Annotated in this window: 14 protein-coding genes; 9 read left to right on the top strand and 5 right to left on the bottom strand. The window is 42.8% G+C overall.

Features of this window, described 5'->3' with window-relative positions; translation table 11 throughout:
* Positions 1 to 48 precede the first annotated feature (48 nt).
* The 7 genes from BZL35_RS02295 to BZL35_RS04985 all read left to right on the top strand — a co-directional run bounded on the left by BZL35_RS02295 (position 49) and on the right by BZL35_RS04985 (position 8624).
* Positions 49 to 924: a prephenate dehydrogenase gene (locus tag BZL35_RS02295; RefSeq protein WP_106182507.1), complete on the top strand. Its 876-nt coding sequence runs from the start codon at positions 49 to 51 to the stop codon at positions 922 to 924.
* On the top strand, positions 921 to 2246 hold the full coding sequence (gene aroA, locus BZL35_RS02290) for a 3-phosphoshikimate 1-carboxyvinyltransferase (RefSeq protein ID WP_106182504.1): 1326 nt from the start codon (positions 921 to 923) through the stop codon (positions 2244 to 2246). Before BZL35_RS02295 ends, aroA begins: the two co-directional genes overlap by 4 nt.
* Positions 2247 to 2563: 317 nt before the next feature.
* Positions 2564 to 3241, top strand: coding sequence for a (d)CMP kinase (cmk, locus tag BZL35_RS02285; RefSeq protein ID WP_420837019.1), 678 nt, complete (start codon positions 2564 to 2566; stop codon positions 3239 to 3241).
* Between the two features lie 175 nt (positions 3242 to 3416).
* A complete protein-coding gene (gene rpsA / locus BZL35_RS02280; protein WP_106182500.1) occupies positions 3417 to 5120 on the top strand; it encodes a 30S ribosomal protein S1 in 1704 nt (567 codons plus the stop codon).
* A gap of 706 nt (positions 5121 to 5826) precedes the next feature.
* On the top strand, positions 5827 to 7005 hold the full coding sequence (lapB, locus tag BZL35_RS02270) for a lipopolysaccharide assembly protein LapB (RefSeq protein ID WP_106182494.1): 1179 nt from the start codon (positions 5827 to 5829) through the stop codon (positions 7003 to 7005).
* Positions 7006 to 7026: 21 nt separating this feature from the next.
* Positions 7027 to 8406, top strand: coding sequence for a UDP-glucose dehydrogenase family protein (locus BZL35_RS02265; RefSeq protein ID WP_106182492.1), 1380 nt, complete (start codon positions 7027 to 7029; stop codon positions 8404 to 8406).
* A gap of 38 nt (positions 8407 to 8444) precedes the next feature.
* Entirely contained in the window at positions 8445 to 8624 is a 180-nt protein-coding gene (locus tag BZL35_RS04985) for a hypothetical protein (RefSeq protein ID WP_146128572.1), read from the top strand.
* A 344-nt stretch (positions 8625 to 8968) separates the two neighbouring features.
* On the opposite strand, the gene mltB is transcribed toward BZL35_RS04985, so the two are convergent.
* Positions 8969 to 10120: a lytic murein transglycosylase B gene (gene mltB, locus BZL35_RS02260; RefSeq protein WP_106182490.1), complete on the bottom strand. Its 1152-nt coding sequence runs from the start codon at positions 10118 to 10120 to the stop codon at positions 8969 to 8971.
* A gap of 478 nt (positions 10121 to 10598) precedes the next feature.
* Entirely contained in the window at positions 10599 to 11390 is a 792-nt protein-coding gene (locus BZL35_RS02255) for a ferredoxin--NADP reductase (RefSeq protein WP_106182487.1), read from the bottom strand.
* Between the two features lie 230 nt (positions 11391 to 11620).
* Here BZL35_RS02255 and BZL35_RS02250 point away from each other — a divergent pair, with 230 nt between their 5' ends.
* Entirely contained in the window at positions 11621 to 12370 is a 750-nt protein-coding gene (locus BZL35_RS02250; RefSeq protein WP_106182485.1) for an electron transfer flavoprotein subunit beta/FixA family protein, read from the top strand.
* A gap of 10 nt (positions 12371 to 12380) precedes the next feature.
* The gene (locus BZL35_RS02245; protein ID WP_106182482.1) at positions 12381 to 13331 is read left to right on the top strand and encodes an electron transfer flavoprotein subunit alpha/FixB family protein; all 951 of its coding nucleotides are present in this window, start codon (positions 12381 to 12383) and stop codon (positions 13329 to 13331) included.
* Between the two features lie 245 nt (positions 13332 to 13576).
* Here BZL35_RS02245 and BZL35_RS02240 read toward each other — a convergent pair whose 3' ends face one another.
* From BZL35_RS02240 to panC, 3 genes are all read right to left on the bottom strand, one after another.
* Positions 13577 to 13891 (bottom strand): cell division protein ZapA, encoded by a 315-nt coding sequence (locus tag BZL35_RS02240; RefSeq protein WP_106182480.1) that lies wholly within the window; start codon positions 13889 to 13891, stop codon positions 13577 to 13579.
* Positions 13892 to 13925: 34 nt separating this feature from the next.
* Positions 13926 to 14198: an ATPase gene (locus BZL35_RS02235; protein ID WP_106182477.1), complete on the bottom strand. Its 273-nt coding sequence runs from the start codon at positions 14196 to 14198 to the stop codon at positions 13926 to 13928.
* Positions 14199 to 14730: 532 nt separating this feature from the next.
* Positions 14731 to 15570, bottom strand: a complete 840-nt coding sequence (panC, locus tag BZL35_RS02230) for a pantoate--beta-alanine ligase (protein WP_106182475.1) — start codon at positions 15568 to 15570, stop codon at positions 14731 to 14733.
* Between the last annotated feature and the right edge of the window lie 407 nt (positions 15571 to 15977).

The raw sequence follows: 15977 nt of genomic DNA, 5'->3' as shown, positions 1-15977 counted from the left end.
GAATAACAACTTTTGGCGTAGTACTGCCGTGAGCTGCGTGAACGAAGCATGAAAATTAGTAAGCTCGCCATTTTTGGCGTAGGACTCATTGGCGGTTCTCTCGCGCGTGCATTGAAAATGGCGCAAGGAGTCGATCATATTGTTGGCGTTGAACGTTATTCAACGTCGCTCACACGAGCTTTGTCGTTGGGTATCATTGATTCTGCAACGGTAGATGTTTCGCAGGCGGTGCAGAATGTAGATATTATCTTGTTAGCTGCACCCGTCGCTCAAACACCTATTTTATTAAAGAAAATTGCTCCCTATCTGCATGGTGAGGCAATTGTGACGGATGTAGGTAGCACTAAGAGTGACGCCGTTTCAGCAGCACGGAGTGCACTAGGAGATGCTGCATGGCGTTTCGTACCAGGACATCCGATTGCGGGTGGCGAGTTAAGTGGTGTTGATGCAGCAAAGGCAGATCTCTATGTTAATCGCCGTGTTGTGTTATGCCCCCAGTCTGAAAATCGTATTCAGGACGTCGCACGAGTTCGCTCGATGTGGCATATGGCTGGCGCAGAGGTTTGCGAGATGAGCGCATCGCAGCACGATGGTATCTTTGCTGCGGTGAGTCATTTGCCGCATGTCTTATCTTACGCATTGGTTGCGCAAATACTTGATACGCCAGCCGCATCTCTGAAGTTTGATTTTGCTGGTGGCGGATTTCGTGATTTCACTCGAATTGCTGCATCGAATCCGGAGATGTGGCGTGACATTTGTATTGCTAATCGTGATGCATTGTTGCATGAAATCGATGCTTATCTCAGGACACTAGGAATGCTACGTACGTTGATTGATGCAGGTAATGGCGATTGTCTTGAGAAGATTTTCACGCGCGCTAGTCAAACACGGATGCAGTGGGCAAAGCAACAGGAAAAACCATGAACACTCTCAATCTCGGGCCGTATGAGCACGCTCAAGGTATAATTCGTTTACCTGGATCGAAAAGCATTTCTAATCGCGTTTTGTTGCTTTCGGCGTTGAGCAGAGGTCAAACGCGTGTGCGTGGCGTGCTGGCTTCTGACGACACACGCGTCATGCTTGATGCATTGCGCGCATTGGGCGTGAATTGGATGCAGAAAGATGAGTTTTCGGATGTCATTGTCGATGGTTGTGGAGGAAATTTTCCTGTCAAGGCTGCAAAATTGTTTATGGGTAATGCTGGTACAGCGGTTCGTCCGTTAACAGCAGTTCTGGCTCTTAATGGCGGCGATTATGAGTTGTCAGGCATTGCACGGATGCATGAGCGTCCTATTGGCGATTTGGTTGATGGTCTGCGTCAACTAGGTGCAAGGATAGATTATTTTGGCAATGATGGTTTTCTACCACTACGTATCCATTCTTCTCGGATATCTATTGTGAATAGACCGATTAAGGTGCGTGGATCTGTCTCAAGCCAATTTTTGACTGCTTTGTTAATGACGTTGCCGCTTCTCCCATCGTCCAGTGGCGAGATCGTTGTTGAGGTTGAAGGTCAATTGATCTCAAAGCCTTATATTGATATCACTTTGAAGTTACTGCGCCGTTTCGGTATTGATGTTCGAGAAGAGGAGTGTGGATCACGTTTTATATTGCCTGCCGCCAGACCTGATGGACCAGTTTATCGTAGTCCAGGTGATATCTTCGTTGAAGGAGATGCGTCCTCAGCTTCGTATTTCCTTGCGGCAGGTGTCATTGGGGAAGGGCCCCTACGCGTAGAGGGTGTGGGACGTAATAGCATTCAGGGAGACATTCGTTTTACCGAGGTACTCGAAGTTATGGGTGCGCGGATTGTATTGGAGAATGATGCCATTGAAGTTCAGGGTATCATGTTGGCGAACAGAAAGCTTAAAGCCATTGATATGGATGTTAATCACATTCCTGATGCTGCGATGACGATTGCGATTTTGGCACTTTGCGCTGAAGGCACTACAACACTACGCAATATTGGCAGTTGGCGTGTGAAAGAAACGGATCGCTTAACAGCAATGGCGACAGAATTACGTAAAGTCGGAGCAACAGTTGAAGAGGGCTCTGACTATTTGCGCGTGATGCCCCCCGATAGATTGACCTCGAACGCTATTATTGATACCTATGATGATCATCGAATGGCGATGTGTTTTTCACTGGTGAGTCTTATTGGTGTCGCTGTGACGATTAAAGATCCTCAGTGCGTGGCTAAGACATTTCCCGATTACTTTAGGGCATTCCAGGACATTGTCCGTTGAAATTTATTAGAGGACAAGATAATGCTGATTTTTTTGAGTTTTAATCCGTAAGTTATGTTGTGAGTTGAAAACCTATGCTTCATGACATTGGATTTTTGTGATGAGTGGATGTTGTCGCTGAGGCAGTGATGAGAGTGAAGGATGTTATCTTGGGGAGTAGTGAGCTAAATTATGTGATTGATTGGTTTTCGTGATCATGAACAGTATTTTTGTTTTGTGTGATGATATACGTTTGAGTAATGTGTACTTCTTGAAATGAGGTCTATTCATCAAGAGACATTTTTTAGACGAATGAAATGATTAGGACTATCTATCGGGTGTCGGATTTGATATTGAATAATTTTATCCCAATTATCACTATTGACGGGCCGACTGCGTCTGGTAAAGGAACCATAGCGAAGCACTTAGCCAAAGTGCTAGGTTTCCACTATCTGGATAGTGGGGCGATATATCGATTGACTGCGTTGGCAAGTGTGCGTCACGGTATTGATCCCGAAAATTTTAGCGCACTTGCTGCTTTAGCCAAAAAACTTGACATTCATTTTGAAAATGAACGTATCCTACTATCTAGTGAGGATGTGACTGATATAATTCGCGTTGAAGCGCTTGGCAATCGTGCTTCTGCTATCGCTATCCATCCTACGTTGCGTGCTGCGTTGTCGGATTTGCAACGAACATTCAAAATTCCACCGGGGCTGGTTGCAGATGGTCGAGATATGGGTACGATTGTATTTCCAGAAGCTGATTTGAAAGTGTTTCTAACAGCAACACCGCGGACACGTGCGCAGCGGCGGTACAAGCAATTGATAGAGAGAGGTTTTTCTACTACTATTCGTAATGTTCTGATTGACCTAGGGGTTCGCGATGACCGAGATCGTAATCGGTCTGAAGCGCCGCTTAGGCCGGCAGAAGGTGCGCGAGTGCTCGATACTTCCGAGTTTACTATCGAACAGACGGTGACTCAGGTGTTGGGTTGGTTTTCGCAAGTAAGGTAATTGTAAGCTGTTTGATTGGAACCCGTCTAGACCCGATGTTGAGATCGTGTTTTTATAGACTAATTTGTTAACTTTTTTTAAACCTTTTCTTCCATTGTCGCGACATTGTCTCCTATTCTAGGTTACTGGATGTTAATGGCGTTAACGATGTCGTGCAGTGGTGTAACACACATTTATGTCCGACCTGCAAACTTTGACTAATGAATCTTTTGCGGCTCTTTTTGAAGAGTCACTGTCTTGCCAAGACATGCGTGCTGGTGAAGTTATCAGTGCTGAAGTGATGCGTGTCGACCACAATTTTGTGGTCGTTAACGCCGGATTGAAGTCCGAAGCGTATATCCCTCTCGAAGAATTCCTGAATGATCAGGGCGAGGTTGAGGTTGAGGCTGGTGATTTTGTTTCCGTGGCGATTGATGCTCTTGAAAATGGCTATGGCGACACTGTTTTATCACGTGATAAGGCTAAGCGTTTGGCGTCTTGGCTTCATCTAGAAAAAGCCCTCGATTCCTGTGAGTTGGTGACTGGTACAATTACAGGCAAGGTTAAGGGTGGTTTGACCGTTATGGTTAATGGCATCCGTGCGTTTCTTCCTGGTTCATTGGTCGATACGCGACCGGTGAAGGATACGACGCCATATGAAGGCAAGACTCTCGAATTTCGTGTTATCAAGTTGGATCGAAAGCGTAACAATGTGGTGCTGTCACGGCGTGCTGTCATCGAAGCAACTCAAGGCGAAGAGCGTGTAAAGCTGTTGGAAACCATTAAAGAAGGCGCGATATTCAAAGGCGTTGTCAAGAACATAACTGATTACGGTGCATTCGTTGATCTTGGTGGTATTGATGGCCTGTTGCATATCACCGATATTGCATGGAGACGTGTTCGTCACCCTAGCGAAGTGCTATCAGTTGGTCAAGAAGTCACTGCCAAGGTTCTTAAGTTTGATCAAGATAAGGGTCGTGTTTCCCTAGGCGTTAAGCAACTTGGTGATGATCCCTGGGAGGGAATTGCACGTCGCTATCCGCAAGGTACTCGCTTGTTCGGTAAGGTTACAAATATAACAGACTACGGTGCATTTGTTGAAGTTGAGTCCGGAATTGAAGGTTTAGTTCATGTCTCAGAAATGGACTGGACCAATAAAAATGTTGCCCCAACAAAGGTTGTCCAATTAGGTGACGAGTGCGAAGTTATGGTCTTGGAAATCGATGAAGACCGTCGTCGTATCAGCCTTGGTATGAAACAGTGTAAGCCTAATCCTTGGGATGATTTTTCACGTAATTTTAATAAGGGAGACAAGATTTCAGGCGCAATCAAGTCGATTACGGACTTTGGCATCTTTATCGGACTGCCAGGTGGTATTGATGGATTGGTTCACTTGTCAGACCTATCTTGGAGTGATACCGGAGAAGATACTGTTCGCAAGTTCAAGAAAGGTGACGAAGTCGAAGCCATAGTCTTGGGAATTGATGTCGAAAAAGAGCGTATCTCGTTGGGGATTAAACAGCTCGAAGGTGATCCATTTAATAACTTCGTGGCGATCAATGATAAGGGATCTGTAGTCAACGGTATTGTTAAAACTGTCGATCCGAAAGGTGCTGTCATCGCACTGGATAACGATGTTGAAGGTTATCTGCGTGCTTCGGAACTTACTCATGAACGAGTTGAAGATGCTTGCAATATTTTGAAGGAAGGAGATCCTATCAACGCAATGATTGTAAATATCGATCGCAAGTCACGTAATATTAATCTATCGATTAAGGCAAAGGATTCGGCTGAACAAAAAGAAGTTATCAGCAAAATGGCATCAGACAGCTCTGCTGCTAGCGGTACTACCAATTTGGGTGCCTTGCTAAAGGCTAAGCTAGATAGCCAGAATCACTAGGATTTAGGAGAATACTTATACAATCTCAATTCTGAGTTTTTCGATAAATTGGCGAGGTGATTTTTACCTAGTCATTACATTGATGAAATGTGAGTATTTCTCCTCTTCCTGTTCGCTTGTCAGAAAGAAGTGCCAGAAGGCGCTTCTTTTTCGTTTGGAGATTAAAAATAGGTAATTGAAGTATTAATAGCTGTTCAAATCGAGGTGAGACTTTCTTTTTAACTGCAGATAATATTTTGCAATACATCCGCTACAATGGCCGAAGTGCATAGTTTGATGCTTTGGACCTCCGAATTAATTCTCTATGTATCTCCTTCACAATACCTGGCCATTTTGCTGCAGGAGTTTTTTCGTGAAATTGATTTTTTGGATTGTTCGACTCGTGATTTTCGTATTTCTATTAGGTTTTTCGTTAGTTAATACGAATGAAATCACGTTGAATCTTCTTGTTGATTATAGATTGAAAGTACCGTTTATCATATTTGGTCTGATATTTTTTGTCGTTTGCTGTGTTATCGGGGTGTTTGCTATATTGCCTAGCTTGATACGTTGCCGGGTAGATCTACGTCAAAACCCTTAGTAAAGGCAGAGCGAAGTTCTGAAATTACTGAACCGCTATCGATTTTTTCAATTACCTAAAAAGTACTGCACTCACATTTTTTTCTATGAGTTTCTCTATTTAGACGAAAACGAATGTAAGGATATCATGGAATTTGAAGGTTGGTGGCTGCTTGCCATTCCTATAATTTTCGGCATGGGCTGGGTTGCCGCTCGTTTTGATCTGCGTACATTACTCTCGGAGAGCCGAAGTCTGCCGAGCTCATATTTTCGTGGTCTTAATTTCTTGCTTAATGAGCAGCCGGATAAGGCCATCGATGCTTTCATCGAGGTTGCAAAACTTGCTCCAGAGACGATAGAGCTTCATTTTGCTCTAGGAAGCTTATTTCGTCGTCGTGGTGAGACGGAACGTGCTATTCGCTTGCATCAGAATTTACTATCTCGCGAGGATCTATTGCCTAATGATCAAGCACATGCACTCTTTGAGCTGGGGCATGATTTTCTCAAGGCTGGATTGCTTGATCGTGCTGAGGAGGCTTTTAGCCGTTTACATATTGGAAATTTCTCAAAAGCTGCTCAGCAGAGTGTGTTGACTATTTATCAGATGGAGAAGGAATGGCAGAAGGCGATTGACGTAGCCCAACAGCTTACCAAGCAAGATTTTTCTATTTCCTATCGAAAGGAGATCGCACAATTTCATTGTGAGCTCGCGCAAGAGGCAAGGCAACGTAAGGATATGAGTACTGTCGCTCATGAGCTTGCAACTGCTTTGCAAGTGAATCCCACGAATATACGTGCGATATTACAGCAGGGTGATTTTTTATTGAGTATGGGAGATGCGGAGGGTGCATTACGGACATTGAGTCACATTGAACAGCAAAATCCTATTTATTTAGGACTTGCTGCCAAACGAATGATACAAGCTTATGAGGCTTTGGGTCGTATTTCTGAAGGTATTGCAGTTTTACGAGCGGCGTTGTTTAGACATCCGTCGGACGATTTGCTAGAAATTCTCTATGAAAAGACGAAAGTGTTGTATGGGGAAGCTGCTGCGCTTGCATTAATACGTGAAAGCATGCAGCTAGTACCTAGTGAGAAAGGTATGATGAAGTTGCTTGAGTCACATTCGCTTGAGAGCACAGGTGGTGAGTTTCAGTCTGATTTGCAATTAATGTCCCAATTGGTTTGCCAACGCACCAAATTATTGCCCCGTTACGTTTGTAGTTATTGTGGTTTCCGTGCCCGTTTATTCTATTGGCAGTGCCCTAGCTGTAATTTTTGGGAGACGTACACGCCTCGTCGGAGCTCTATAACAGCCAGCTTCTGATCCATTATTTGATAAAATATTATGAAAGTCACGATTATTGGTACTGGATATGTTGGTCTTGTCACGGGTGCATGTTTGGCTGAAATCGGCAATGATGTATTTTGTCTAGATATTAATCCTATTAAGATAGACATTTTAAATAATGGCGGTTTGCCAATTCACGAGCCCGGATTGCAGGAAATGATTGCGCGGAACACGAAAGTCGGGCGTTTACAATTTTCGACCGATATTCAGGCTTCAGTAGCCCATGGCGAAGTGCAATTCATTGCCGTTGGCACACCTCCGGATGCAGTTGGTTCAGCTGATCTACGATATGTTATTGATGCTGCGCGTAATATTGGTCGTTATGCTACGAACTATAAAGTGGTGGTAGATAAATCGACAGTCCCGGTGGGGACTGCCGATTGTGTTCGTAGAGTGATTGCCGAAGAATTGAAAACGCGACATGTAGACATTGAGTTTTCCGTTATCTCAAATCCAGAATTTTTAAAAGAAGGAGCTGCGGTCGACGATTTTATGCGCCCGGATCGTATTGTATTGGGGAGTGATGAGGATATTCCTGGGCAACGTGCCAAAGCGACTATGCAGCGCTTATATGCTCCTTTCAATCGTAATCATGAACGTACGCTTTATATGGATGTGCGTTCCGCTGAATTTACTAAATATGCGGCAAATGCCATGTTAGCGACACGCATTTCATTTATGAACGAACTGGCGAATTTGGCAGACCGTATTGGTGCTGATATTGAGCACGTTCGACAAGGAATTGGCTCCGATCAACGAATTGGTTATCATTTCTTGTATGCAGGGTGTGGCTACGGTGGTTCGTGTTTCCCAAAGGATGTGCAGGCATTGATACGCACAGCTTCGCATCACGGTTTGCCACTGCGTATTTTAGAGGCAGTGGCAACGGTCAATAATTTACAAAAGGAAATTTTGATTACCAAGATAGTAGATCGTTTTTGTCAAGATCTCTCTCATCACACGTTTGCGCTTTGGGGGCTAGCATTTAAACCGAATACCGAAGATATGAGGGAAGCGCCAAGCCGCCGAGTGATCTCTGAACTTATTGCTCGTGGCGCCCGTGTCAAAGTGTATGATCCAGTTTCAATGGAGGAAGCTCGCCGTGTCATTTCACTTGATTTCGCAGATTCTCCAGATGCTTATGCGCGTATTGAATTTTGTTTGTCGCAAAACGATGCCCTGGTAGGTGCAGATGCACTGGTGATTGTTACAGAATGGAAAGCATTCCGTAGTCCAGATTTTGAACGGGTCAAATCGGAATTGAAGTTACCATTGATTTTCGACGGGCGTAATCTTTACGATCCGACTCTGATGTATAAGTTAGGCATTGAGTACCATGCCGTCGGTCGTGCATGCAATACATCACGCAAGGCATAAATGAGCACAAGCACTGTGAGCGGGACGATGGGTGTCTCATGTTGTATGACATAGAAGGTCGTTATCGCACTAGGCCAATGCTAGAAACAACTGGGGACTCTCAAGTGCTTGTGGCAGGCGATGCTTTTGTATCATCTCCAACAAACTGTTTGTATGTGTGTAGCGTTATCGAGAAAATCTCGGTGGTTGTCCTATTACTCTTAAGAGACTTTCTATAGTTATAGAATCTGCTTCACTAGTTGCTAAACAAAATCCATTGCTCCCCAAAGGAGCTGCTTCTGAAATGTGCTAGTGCTCTCTACTTAGGGTATTGCTAGTACTCCCATGTCGTTCTGGGATACTTTTTTTATGTGTTGATCTTGTGGGATCATGATTGTGGTTGGTAAATTTGGCAGCTCAGTACATCTGTTGATCACGTAGAGCTTGTCCCAAATTGATACAATTATTACGCGTATCGCTGCCGCTAGCATTCTTTAACGATAACATAATTAGGTTTATGCCAATAAATTCCAGAATAATAGTTGAGATACATGCGGTGAGAGTGGCCTAAAAATGAGTGCCTTTAATTTCTGCGTGCGGCTTTGATTGCTTCACTGAGGTCGTAGACGGCCATTGCGTAGAAGAAACTTCGGTTATAACGGGTAAGCACGGAAAAGTTTTTTAAACCGATTCGGTACTCTGTTGGCTGATTTGGAGTAGGTAAATCGACGATTAGAATGGGTGTATTTAGTTCTGTGCTGAGATTAAGCTTCGGCTCGTTTATTAGTAAACCTATCTTGATGAAATTTTCTAGCTTGTGGTGAGGGTCAGGTTGACCATCTGCGCCCTTTTCTGCTATACGCTGGCTATTGAGGTCTGGTGAAATATGCCAGACGATGGGCCTTTTGGTTTCCCAACCATGCATCTTGAGAAAGTTGCCGACACTGCCGATGGCATCGCTGACATTCCTTGTTAAATTGATTTTTCTATCTCCGCTAAAATCAATAGCATATGCCCGGATGCTAGATGGCATGAATTGAGGAATACCTATGGCACCGGCGTAGGAACCATACAGCGAAAATGGGTCGATGTGTTGCTCACGTGCGTAGATCAGCAGGTTGGCAAGCTCGTTGCGAAACAGGGTCATTCGTCTCGAACGGTTGGGTGCTGGTGGATAGTCGAATGCGAGTGTTGTGAGTGTATCTAGTATTCGAAAATTTCCCATATGACGGCCGTAGATTGTTTCAACGCCGATGATGGCAACGATAATTTCTTCCGGTACACCAAATATTTGAGATGCGCGAGCCAACGCGGCTGAGTTTTCATTCCAAAAGCGCACACCATTATTGATGCGTGTGCTGTCGAGAAATCGCGATTGGTATGCTTGCCAATTTTTCTTGGCGGTTGTGGAGGGTGGTGCGACTAGTTTCGCAGTGGTTTCTGAGAATACTGTCTGTGCAAATATTTTTTTCAGCGTGGCGCGATCAAAATCTTCATGGATAACAAGTTCGTTGATGAACGCATCAACCTCTGATCGATTGGCATAGCGATTTGGTCTAACCTCTTCTTCAAAAATCGTAGAAACGAGTTTCTCATACATATCTGATTTAGCTAAGGCAGGTGTGGTGACTGTCAAAGTGATTACGTTGATCATCACCAAATGCAATAGATGTATAAACTTGCGAGAGATGGTTAGGCTAATGTTTGGCAACTCTAATGGATTTGCTTTGACCATGCAATCTCGCAGAATGGATGATTTATATCGGTTATCGTTCGTATTGCATGCTGCGAGTTGTTTCGTATCTGTTAATAGTTCAGATCCCTGAAGGAGTATTTTTTGAGGGATATTTCTGTCTCGGTTTTGTTCAAAAAAACTATGAGTTGCTCTTCTGAAATATGCTTTCTCTATCTCCATTTTCATCTCCGCAAATGGACTTTACTATATCCTGATTGGATCGCTTTGTTCTGCGCGGCTGTAAGTATATAGTTAAGGGCGACTGCGATTCCTCAACCGATAGGTTGAGTTTTGTAGCAATTTTCTAAACTATTTTTTTCTAAAGAGCATAGAACGATATGCTCCCGAAAGAGAGAAGGTATTTTATGATTGTGCTGCCTATCTCGATAGTAAAAATACTGATAAAAATATATTGAGGTGAGACTTTGTGTGTTTCATCTTATTTTACCTCTTTATGGAGGGCGGTTAATTTAGCTTTTTAGGCAGTAGCAATGGGTTTCCACTGATTTTCTAACACGAGGGGACCTGGTGTTGCTGTTCGGCTGACGGTATAGCCAGCTTTTGTCAATAATTTCCGCGTGTCCTTTACCATCTCTGGATTGCCACACACCATGATGCGTGAATTTTCGTGATTTAGTGTTGTTTTGGCGGTGCGTTCAAGTACACCATTTGAAAGCAATGTGGTGATGCGTCCATGGAGCATACCGGGGGCTTCTTCACGTGTTAGAGTGGGAATGTAATGAAGTTTGCCGAGGTGTACCGGGTCTATTTTGTCGTGCTGAAAATGTGTGAGAAGATCAGCGTAAGTGAGATCTTGTGCATGTCGTGCACTATGTACGATAAAAATGTGTTGAAATCTAGACCATACTATGGGGTCTCTTAATATCGAGATGAATGGTGCAAGCCCGGTACCAGTTGCCATCATCCACAAATCTTGACCGCCAGTGAAACGCTCGAGTGTCAAGAAACCATATGCATTGTGTTCAACCAAGAGCATATCACCGACTTTCAGAGTCGCTAGCTGTGGGCTGAATTCTCCGTCGGGAGCGATAATCGAGTAGAACTCCAAATGATCGTCAGTAGGTCCAGAGACGAAAGAATATGCGCGCCAGATTAGACTGCCATCCTCTTTTGGCAAACCAAGAGGAACGAATTGACCAGCAATAAATTGCAATGCGGCAGGGCGTTCCGTTTTAATGGACAAGAGTGAAGGCGTCCAAAACCGAATGTCGGTAATACGTTGTTGTGAGTACTTTTTTTGAACGTCCATGGTGATGCTCTAATGATTAGTGGGTTTCCAGTGTAGCTTAGCTATGGTGATGTTGTTGCCTATAGTAATACGGTTAGCTGTAAGTATTATATTAGAATGTTAAGATCGTTCGAGGTTTCGTGAGATGGCTGGTTGGTATTTATGGGTTGTCAGCCTATAACGCACGTTTTATTTTTTGTAGTCATAAATGCAACCTAATAGAACAGACGTAATTTTTGGAGCGACGATACATGAAAATACTTGTCTCAGTGAAGCGTGTGGTGGATTGCAATATTAAGGTTCGCGTAAAAGGCGATGGTAGTGGCATTGAAAATGCAAATTTGAAAATGTCAATGAATCCGTTTGACGAAATTGCCATGGAAGAAGCTGTTCGTTTGAAGGAAGATGGCATAGCAACGGAAATCATTGCGGTATCAGTTGGTGTTGCGCAGGTGCAGGAAACGTTGCGTATGGCCTTGGCGATAGGTGCTGATCGAGCAATCTTAATCGAATCAGACGAAGAATTAGAGCCTTTGGCTGTAGCTAAACTATTGACAGTACTTGTGATTCGGGAAGAACCAAAATTGGTGCTTTTGGGCAAGCAAGCGATCGACGATGATTCAAACCAAACCGGTCAAATGTTAGCGGCATTGGCTAAATTGCCACAAGCTACTTTCGCGTCGAAGGTCATTATTTCAAATGATCGTGTGCAAGTTACACGTGAAGTTGATGGCGGTTTGGAAACCTTGTCCTTGTCCTTGCCAGCGGTCATTACAACCGATTTACGTTTGAATGAACCTCGTTATATAACTTTGCCAAACCTCATGAAGGCGAAGAAGAAGAGATTGGATATCCTTAAGCTAGCAGATTTATCGGTGGATGTAACTTCCCGTCTAAAGATCCTCAAAATTTCTGAACCATTGAAGGATAGGGTGACAATAAAAGTGCCAGATGTGACCACTCTGGTAGAAAAATTAAAAAATGAAGCCAAAGTACTCTAGGAGAGATGAAATGAGTGATGATTCCAGAAAAATTTTGGTGTTGGCTGAACATGATAATCAGTCAATTAAGGCTTCGACGTTGCATACCATTACGGCAGCGCTGCAATTAGATGCTCCTATACATGTACTGATTGCAGGTTTTGGTGCACGTATCGTGGCGGATGCTGCAACGAAAATTGTAGGAGTTAAGCAAGTGCTGCTGGCCGATGCGCTGCATCTTGGTGATGGCTTGGCCGAGAATATTGCTCTGCAAGTGGTGGCTATTGCCGAAGGTTATACCCATATCCTTGCACCGGCGACATCATATGGTAAGAACATTCTTCCGCGGGTGGCGGCACTTTTGGATGTAGCACAGATCTCGGATATCACAAAAATCAATACAGCGGATACATTTGAACGACCTATCTATACTGGCAATGCAATTGCCACAGTGCAAAGCATTGATCGTGTAAAAGTGATCACTGTGCGAAGTACAGGTTTTGAACCTACTTTAGAAATAGGAGGGAATGCTTCGGTGGAAATGTTGCTACCGGTCAGCGATAGTGGTTTTTCGCAATTTCTTTGGCGTGAAGTAACGAAGCTTGACCATCCGGAGCTAACTTCAGCCAAGATCGTTGTGTCTGGTGGACGTGGTTTGGGTTCTAATCAAAACTATAATAAGGTGTTGAAGCCCTTGGCTGAAAAGCTTAGCGCGGCCTTGGGTGCATCGCGTGCGGCAGTCGATGCAGGTTACGTATCCAACGATTTTCAAGTTGGTCAAACGGGGAAAATTGTTGCGCCAGAACTATATTTTGCCATAGGTATTTCGGGAGCGATTCAGCATTTGGCAGGGATGAAGGATTCGAAAGTGATCGTCGCAATCAACAATGATCCAGAAGCGCCTATTTTCTCCGTGGCTGATTATGGGTTAGTAGGAGATTTGTTTACCATTGTGCCTGAATTGGTTCACGCATTGGGATGAGATATTTTGTGGTTTTAGTTTTAGGTTTCTTTAGCCGTAATCTCCTTGTTTTTTATCTTTTTATACTTTTGCAATTGGGTTGTCACTCAAATGAGCAGACCTATTGTCTTTTGTGAACTACAGCATGAATAATTCAATTTAAGTTTAGTGGTCGGTCGAGAATAATTTAAGTTAATAATTTTTTATGAAAATATCCCATAGATTTAATGTGCCGAATCTGAACATTTTTCTTTTTAGGATACCAATCAAAATTGTTGGTACTGATCAAGTATCGAATCTAGTCGATTATTCATTTCATTTATCCTATGCTGAATTTCTTCCGTGTGGAATGCCTGTCCGGTAACAATACTTTTTTCTAAAGTAAGCAATTCGGATGTTAGTGACAAAGCTGCTATAACAGCAATGCGGTCCATCCCACGCACGGCAGTACTTTCACGTACTTTTCTCATTTCAGCATCTAGGCGGGATACTGCCAAACGTAAATCGGCTTCATGTTCTGGTAGGCACGCGAGCTTATATGACTGAGTTAAGATTTCGACTTCGAGCTGCTTGATAGTCATGTTTTCCTATAGGAACGCCAAGAAGATCCTCTGTCTATCTATTCTGATTGGTTATTGATTGAAGTTCTTCTAGAATAGTACTCAGACGGATATGAGCATCATTAATTTTTCTAGCGAGTTGGTCACGGTTTAGACGCAAAGCATCCCGCTCTTGATAGAGTTGTTCGACATTTTTTAGAGCATTTTCGCATTTGGTCTTGGTAAGTTCTAGTTCGGCAAGCAAGGTTTCATTATGCTGACGTGAGTGTTGATTGACAGAAATCAGCTGTTCTATTTTGCTGGCAAGAAGTTCGAGTTGGGCGAGCATTGGCTTAAATCCTATAATTTTAATATATTTTAACGGAATTATCGAACTTTGAGCGCGCAAAACGTATTGACTGATACCTATAGATATAAAAATTCATTGTACTTTTTTTATTGGTATTTTTATCTCTATTAAAATTAATTTATTCTTTATTTATTGAAAGTTGACTATTTAAATGAAATTATATTTTTTTGATAATTTTTATTATTTATATATAAATAATAAATAGAAAGAAATATTTTTATAGCATAGACAGAATTTTCATTTTTATATGTTACATATTTTAAATATATTCCGTCAATCTTAATTAATTTCTATTTTTACCTATTATCTTGTTTTAATCTAATCTATACAAGATTCTTATTGATAGTGACAACACGAATCTTCGTTATGTGTCTTCGCATAGTATGTTAGGAAGAAAGTTGCGAAGTAATTTTTTATTTTTATACTATGCTGTATATAGCAGTTTTTTGTTAGGAATTTTTGGTATTGTGCAGATATAGATAGGAGTGTGTGATGAAGCACCACTATGAGATCATATTTCGAGATTGTCGATCAAGCGTACATTCCCTAATTTTGCTGCTGCAAGTACAACTAGGCCACCAGCCCATGTAGTCTTTGTGTTGGCTGGTGGGTGTAAATTATTACGTAAGCGAATGGTTATGTAGTCTGGTTTCCAACCGTGCGCTATGAGCTCTGCTTTTGCATTCAATTCTAAACCAATAAAGTCGCTGTTACCATTTAGGATAGCAACACGGATTTTTTGTAAGTGTTCATACAGTCTTGGAGCCTCAGCGCGTTCTGTTTCTGACAGGAAATGGTTGCGAGAGGAAAGTGCTAGACCATCATTCGCACGTACTGTTTCTGCGGCGACGATATCGATAGGTAGTGCAAATTGGTGCACCATTGCACGCAGGATCATCAATTGTTGATAGTCTTTTTTCCCGAATACCGCAACACGTGGTTGAACGCACGAGAAAAGCTTCATAACGATAGTACACACGCCATCAAAAAAATTGGGACGGAATTCGCCTTCCAGGATGCCTCCTAAATCTTTAGGTGGTGTTATCCGATATTCCTGTGGTTCTGGGTATAGCTCTTTTTCTTTCGGAGCAAATAGCACGTAAACATTTTCTTTTTGTAGCTTCTCAATATCCTTATTAAGGGTACGGGGATATTTGTGGAAATCTTCGGTGGGACCAAATTGCAGACGATTGACGAAGATGCTTGTTACGACGGGATCACCATACTGTCGTGCTAGGCGTATCAATGACAAATGACCTTCGTGCAGATTACCCATGGTTGGCACAAAGGCGACGCGATTTTGTCCCCACATTTGGTCACGTAGTTCTTGAATTGATGGTATGACTTTCATAAATTTTCTGTATTCTTAAAGGCGATACAAAGCTGATTCACAGTGATAGGCTATCGTTGTCTGTTCTCATATCGGACCAAGTGGGGCCAGATAAATTATTACAGGGGATTGTAGAGGAAATCCCGATTCACGTGCACAAAAGGATCTTATTTCCACTGGTAAATTCAATTGCTCCAGGCAGTCAGGATTGGGAAGTAATCGGAGGTAGAGAGGATTTTTAACCAGAGACTGGCTGACAGAATCCTCTTAAGAATCTCGAAAATTTTAGAAATGCTGGTTTTGCAAGCGACGCAAGATTTGTATATCAATTTTTTGACGTACTGCAACAGGTATTATTTCTTGACTTGAGTTATTGGAATGACAGGCGCATTGAAATGCTGTTTTTAATTAGAGCAAAAAATCTGATG

Source organism: Candidatus Pandoraea novymonadis (assembly GCF_003004665.1).
Classification (GTDB): Bacteria; Pseudomonadota; Gammaproteobacteria; order Burkholderiales; family Burkholderiaceae; genus Pandoraea; species Pandoraea novymonadis.
Note: the sequence above shows the minus strand (reverse complement) of the source record. Positions and strands in the feature narration are given on the sequence as shown.

Bases quoted from the DNA above. Each gene is read 5' to 3' on its own strand.
- BZL35_RS02295 (WP_106182507.1), top strand. From the start codon at position 49: ATGAAAATTAGTAAGCTCGCCATTTTTGGCGTAGGACTCATTGGCGGT.
- aroA (WP_106182504.1), top strand. From the start codon at position 921: ATGAACACTCTCAATCTCGGGCCGTATGAGCACGCTCAAGGTATAATT.
- rpsA (WP_106182500.1), top strand. From the start codon at position 3,417: ATGTCCGACCTGCAAACTTTGACTAATGAATCTTTTGCGGCTCTTTTT.
- lapB (WP_106182494.1), top strand. From the start codon at position 5,827: ATGGAATTTGAAGGTTGGTGGCTGCTTGCCATTCCTATAATTTTCGGC.
- BZL35_RS02265 (WP_106182492.1), top strand. From the start codon at position 7,027: ATGAAAGTCACGATTATTGGTACTGGATATGTTGGTCTTGTCACGGGT.
- BZL35_RS04985 (WP_146128572.1), top strand. From the start codon at position 8,445: ATGTTGTATGACATAGAAGGTCGTTATCGCACTAGGCCAATGCTAGAA.
- mltB (WP_106182490.1), bottom strand. From the start codon at position 10,120: ATGGTCAAAGCAAATCCATTAGAGTTGCCAAACATTAGCCTAACCATC.
- BZL35_RS02255 (WP_106182487.1), bottom strand. From the start codon at position 11,390: ATGGACGTTCAAAAAAAGTACTCACAACAACGTATTACCGACATTCGG.
- BZL35_RS02250 (WP_106182485.1), top strand. From the start codon at position 11,621: ATGAAAATACTTGTCTCAGTGAAGCGTGTGGTGGATTGCAATATTAAG.
- BZL35_RS02245 (WP_106182482.1), top strand. From the start codon at position 12,381: ATGAGTGATGATTCCAGAAAAATTTTGGTGTTGGCTGAACATGATAAT.
- BZL35_RS02240 (WP_106182480.1), bottom strand. From the start codon at position 13,891: ATGACTATCAAGCAGCTCGAAGTCGAAATCTTAACTCAGTCATATAAG.
- BZL35_RS02235 (WP_106182477.1), bottom strand. From the start codon at position 14,198: ATGCTCGCCCAACTCGAACTTCTTGCCAGCAAAATAGAACAGCTGATT.
- panC (WP_106182475.1), bottom strand. From the start codon at position 15,570: ATGAAAGTCATACCATCAATTCAAGAACTACGTGACCAAATGTGGGGA.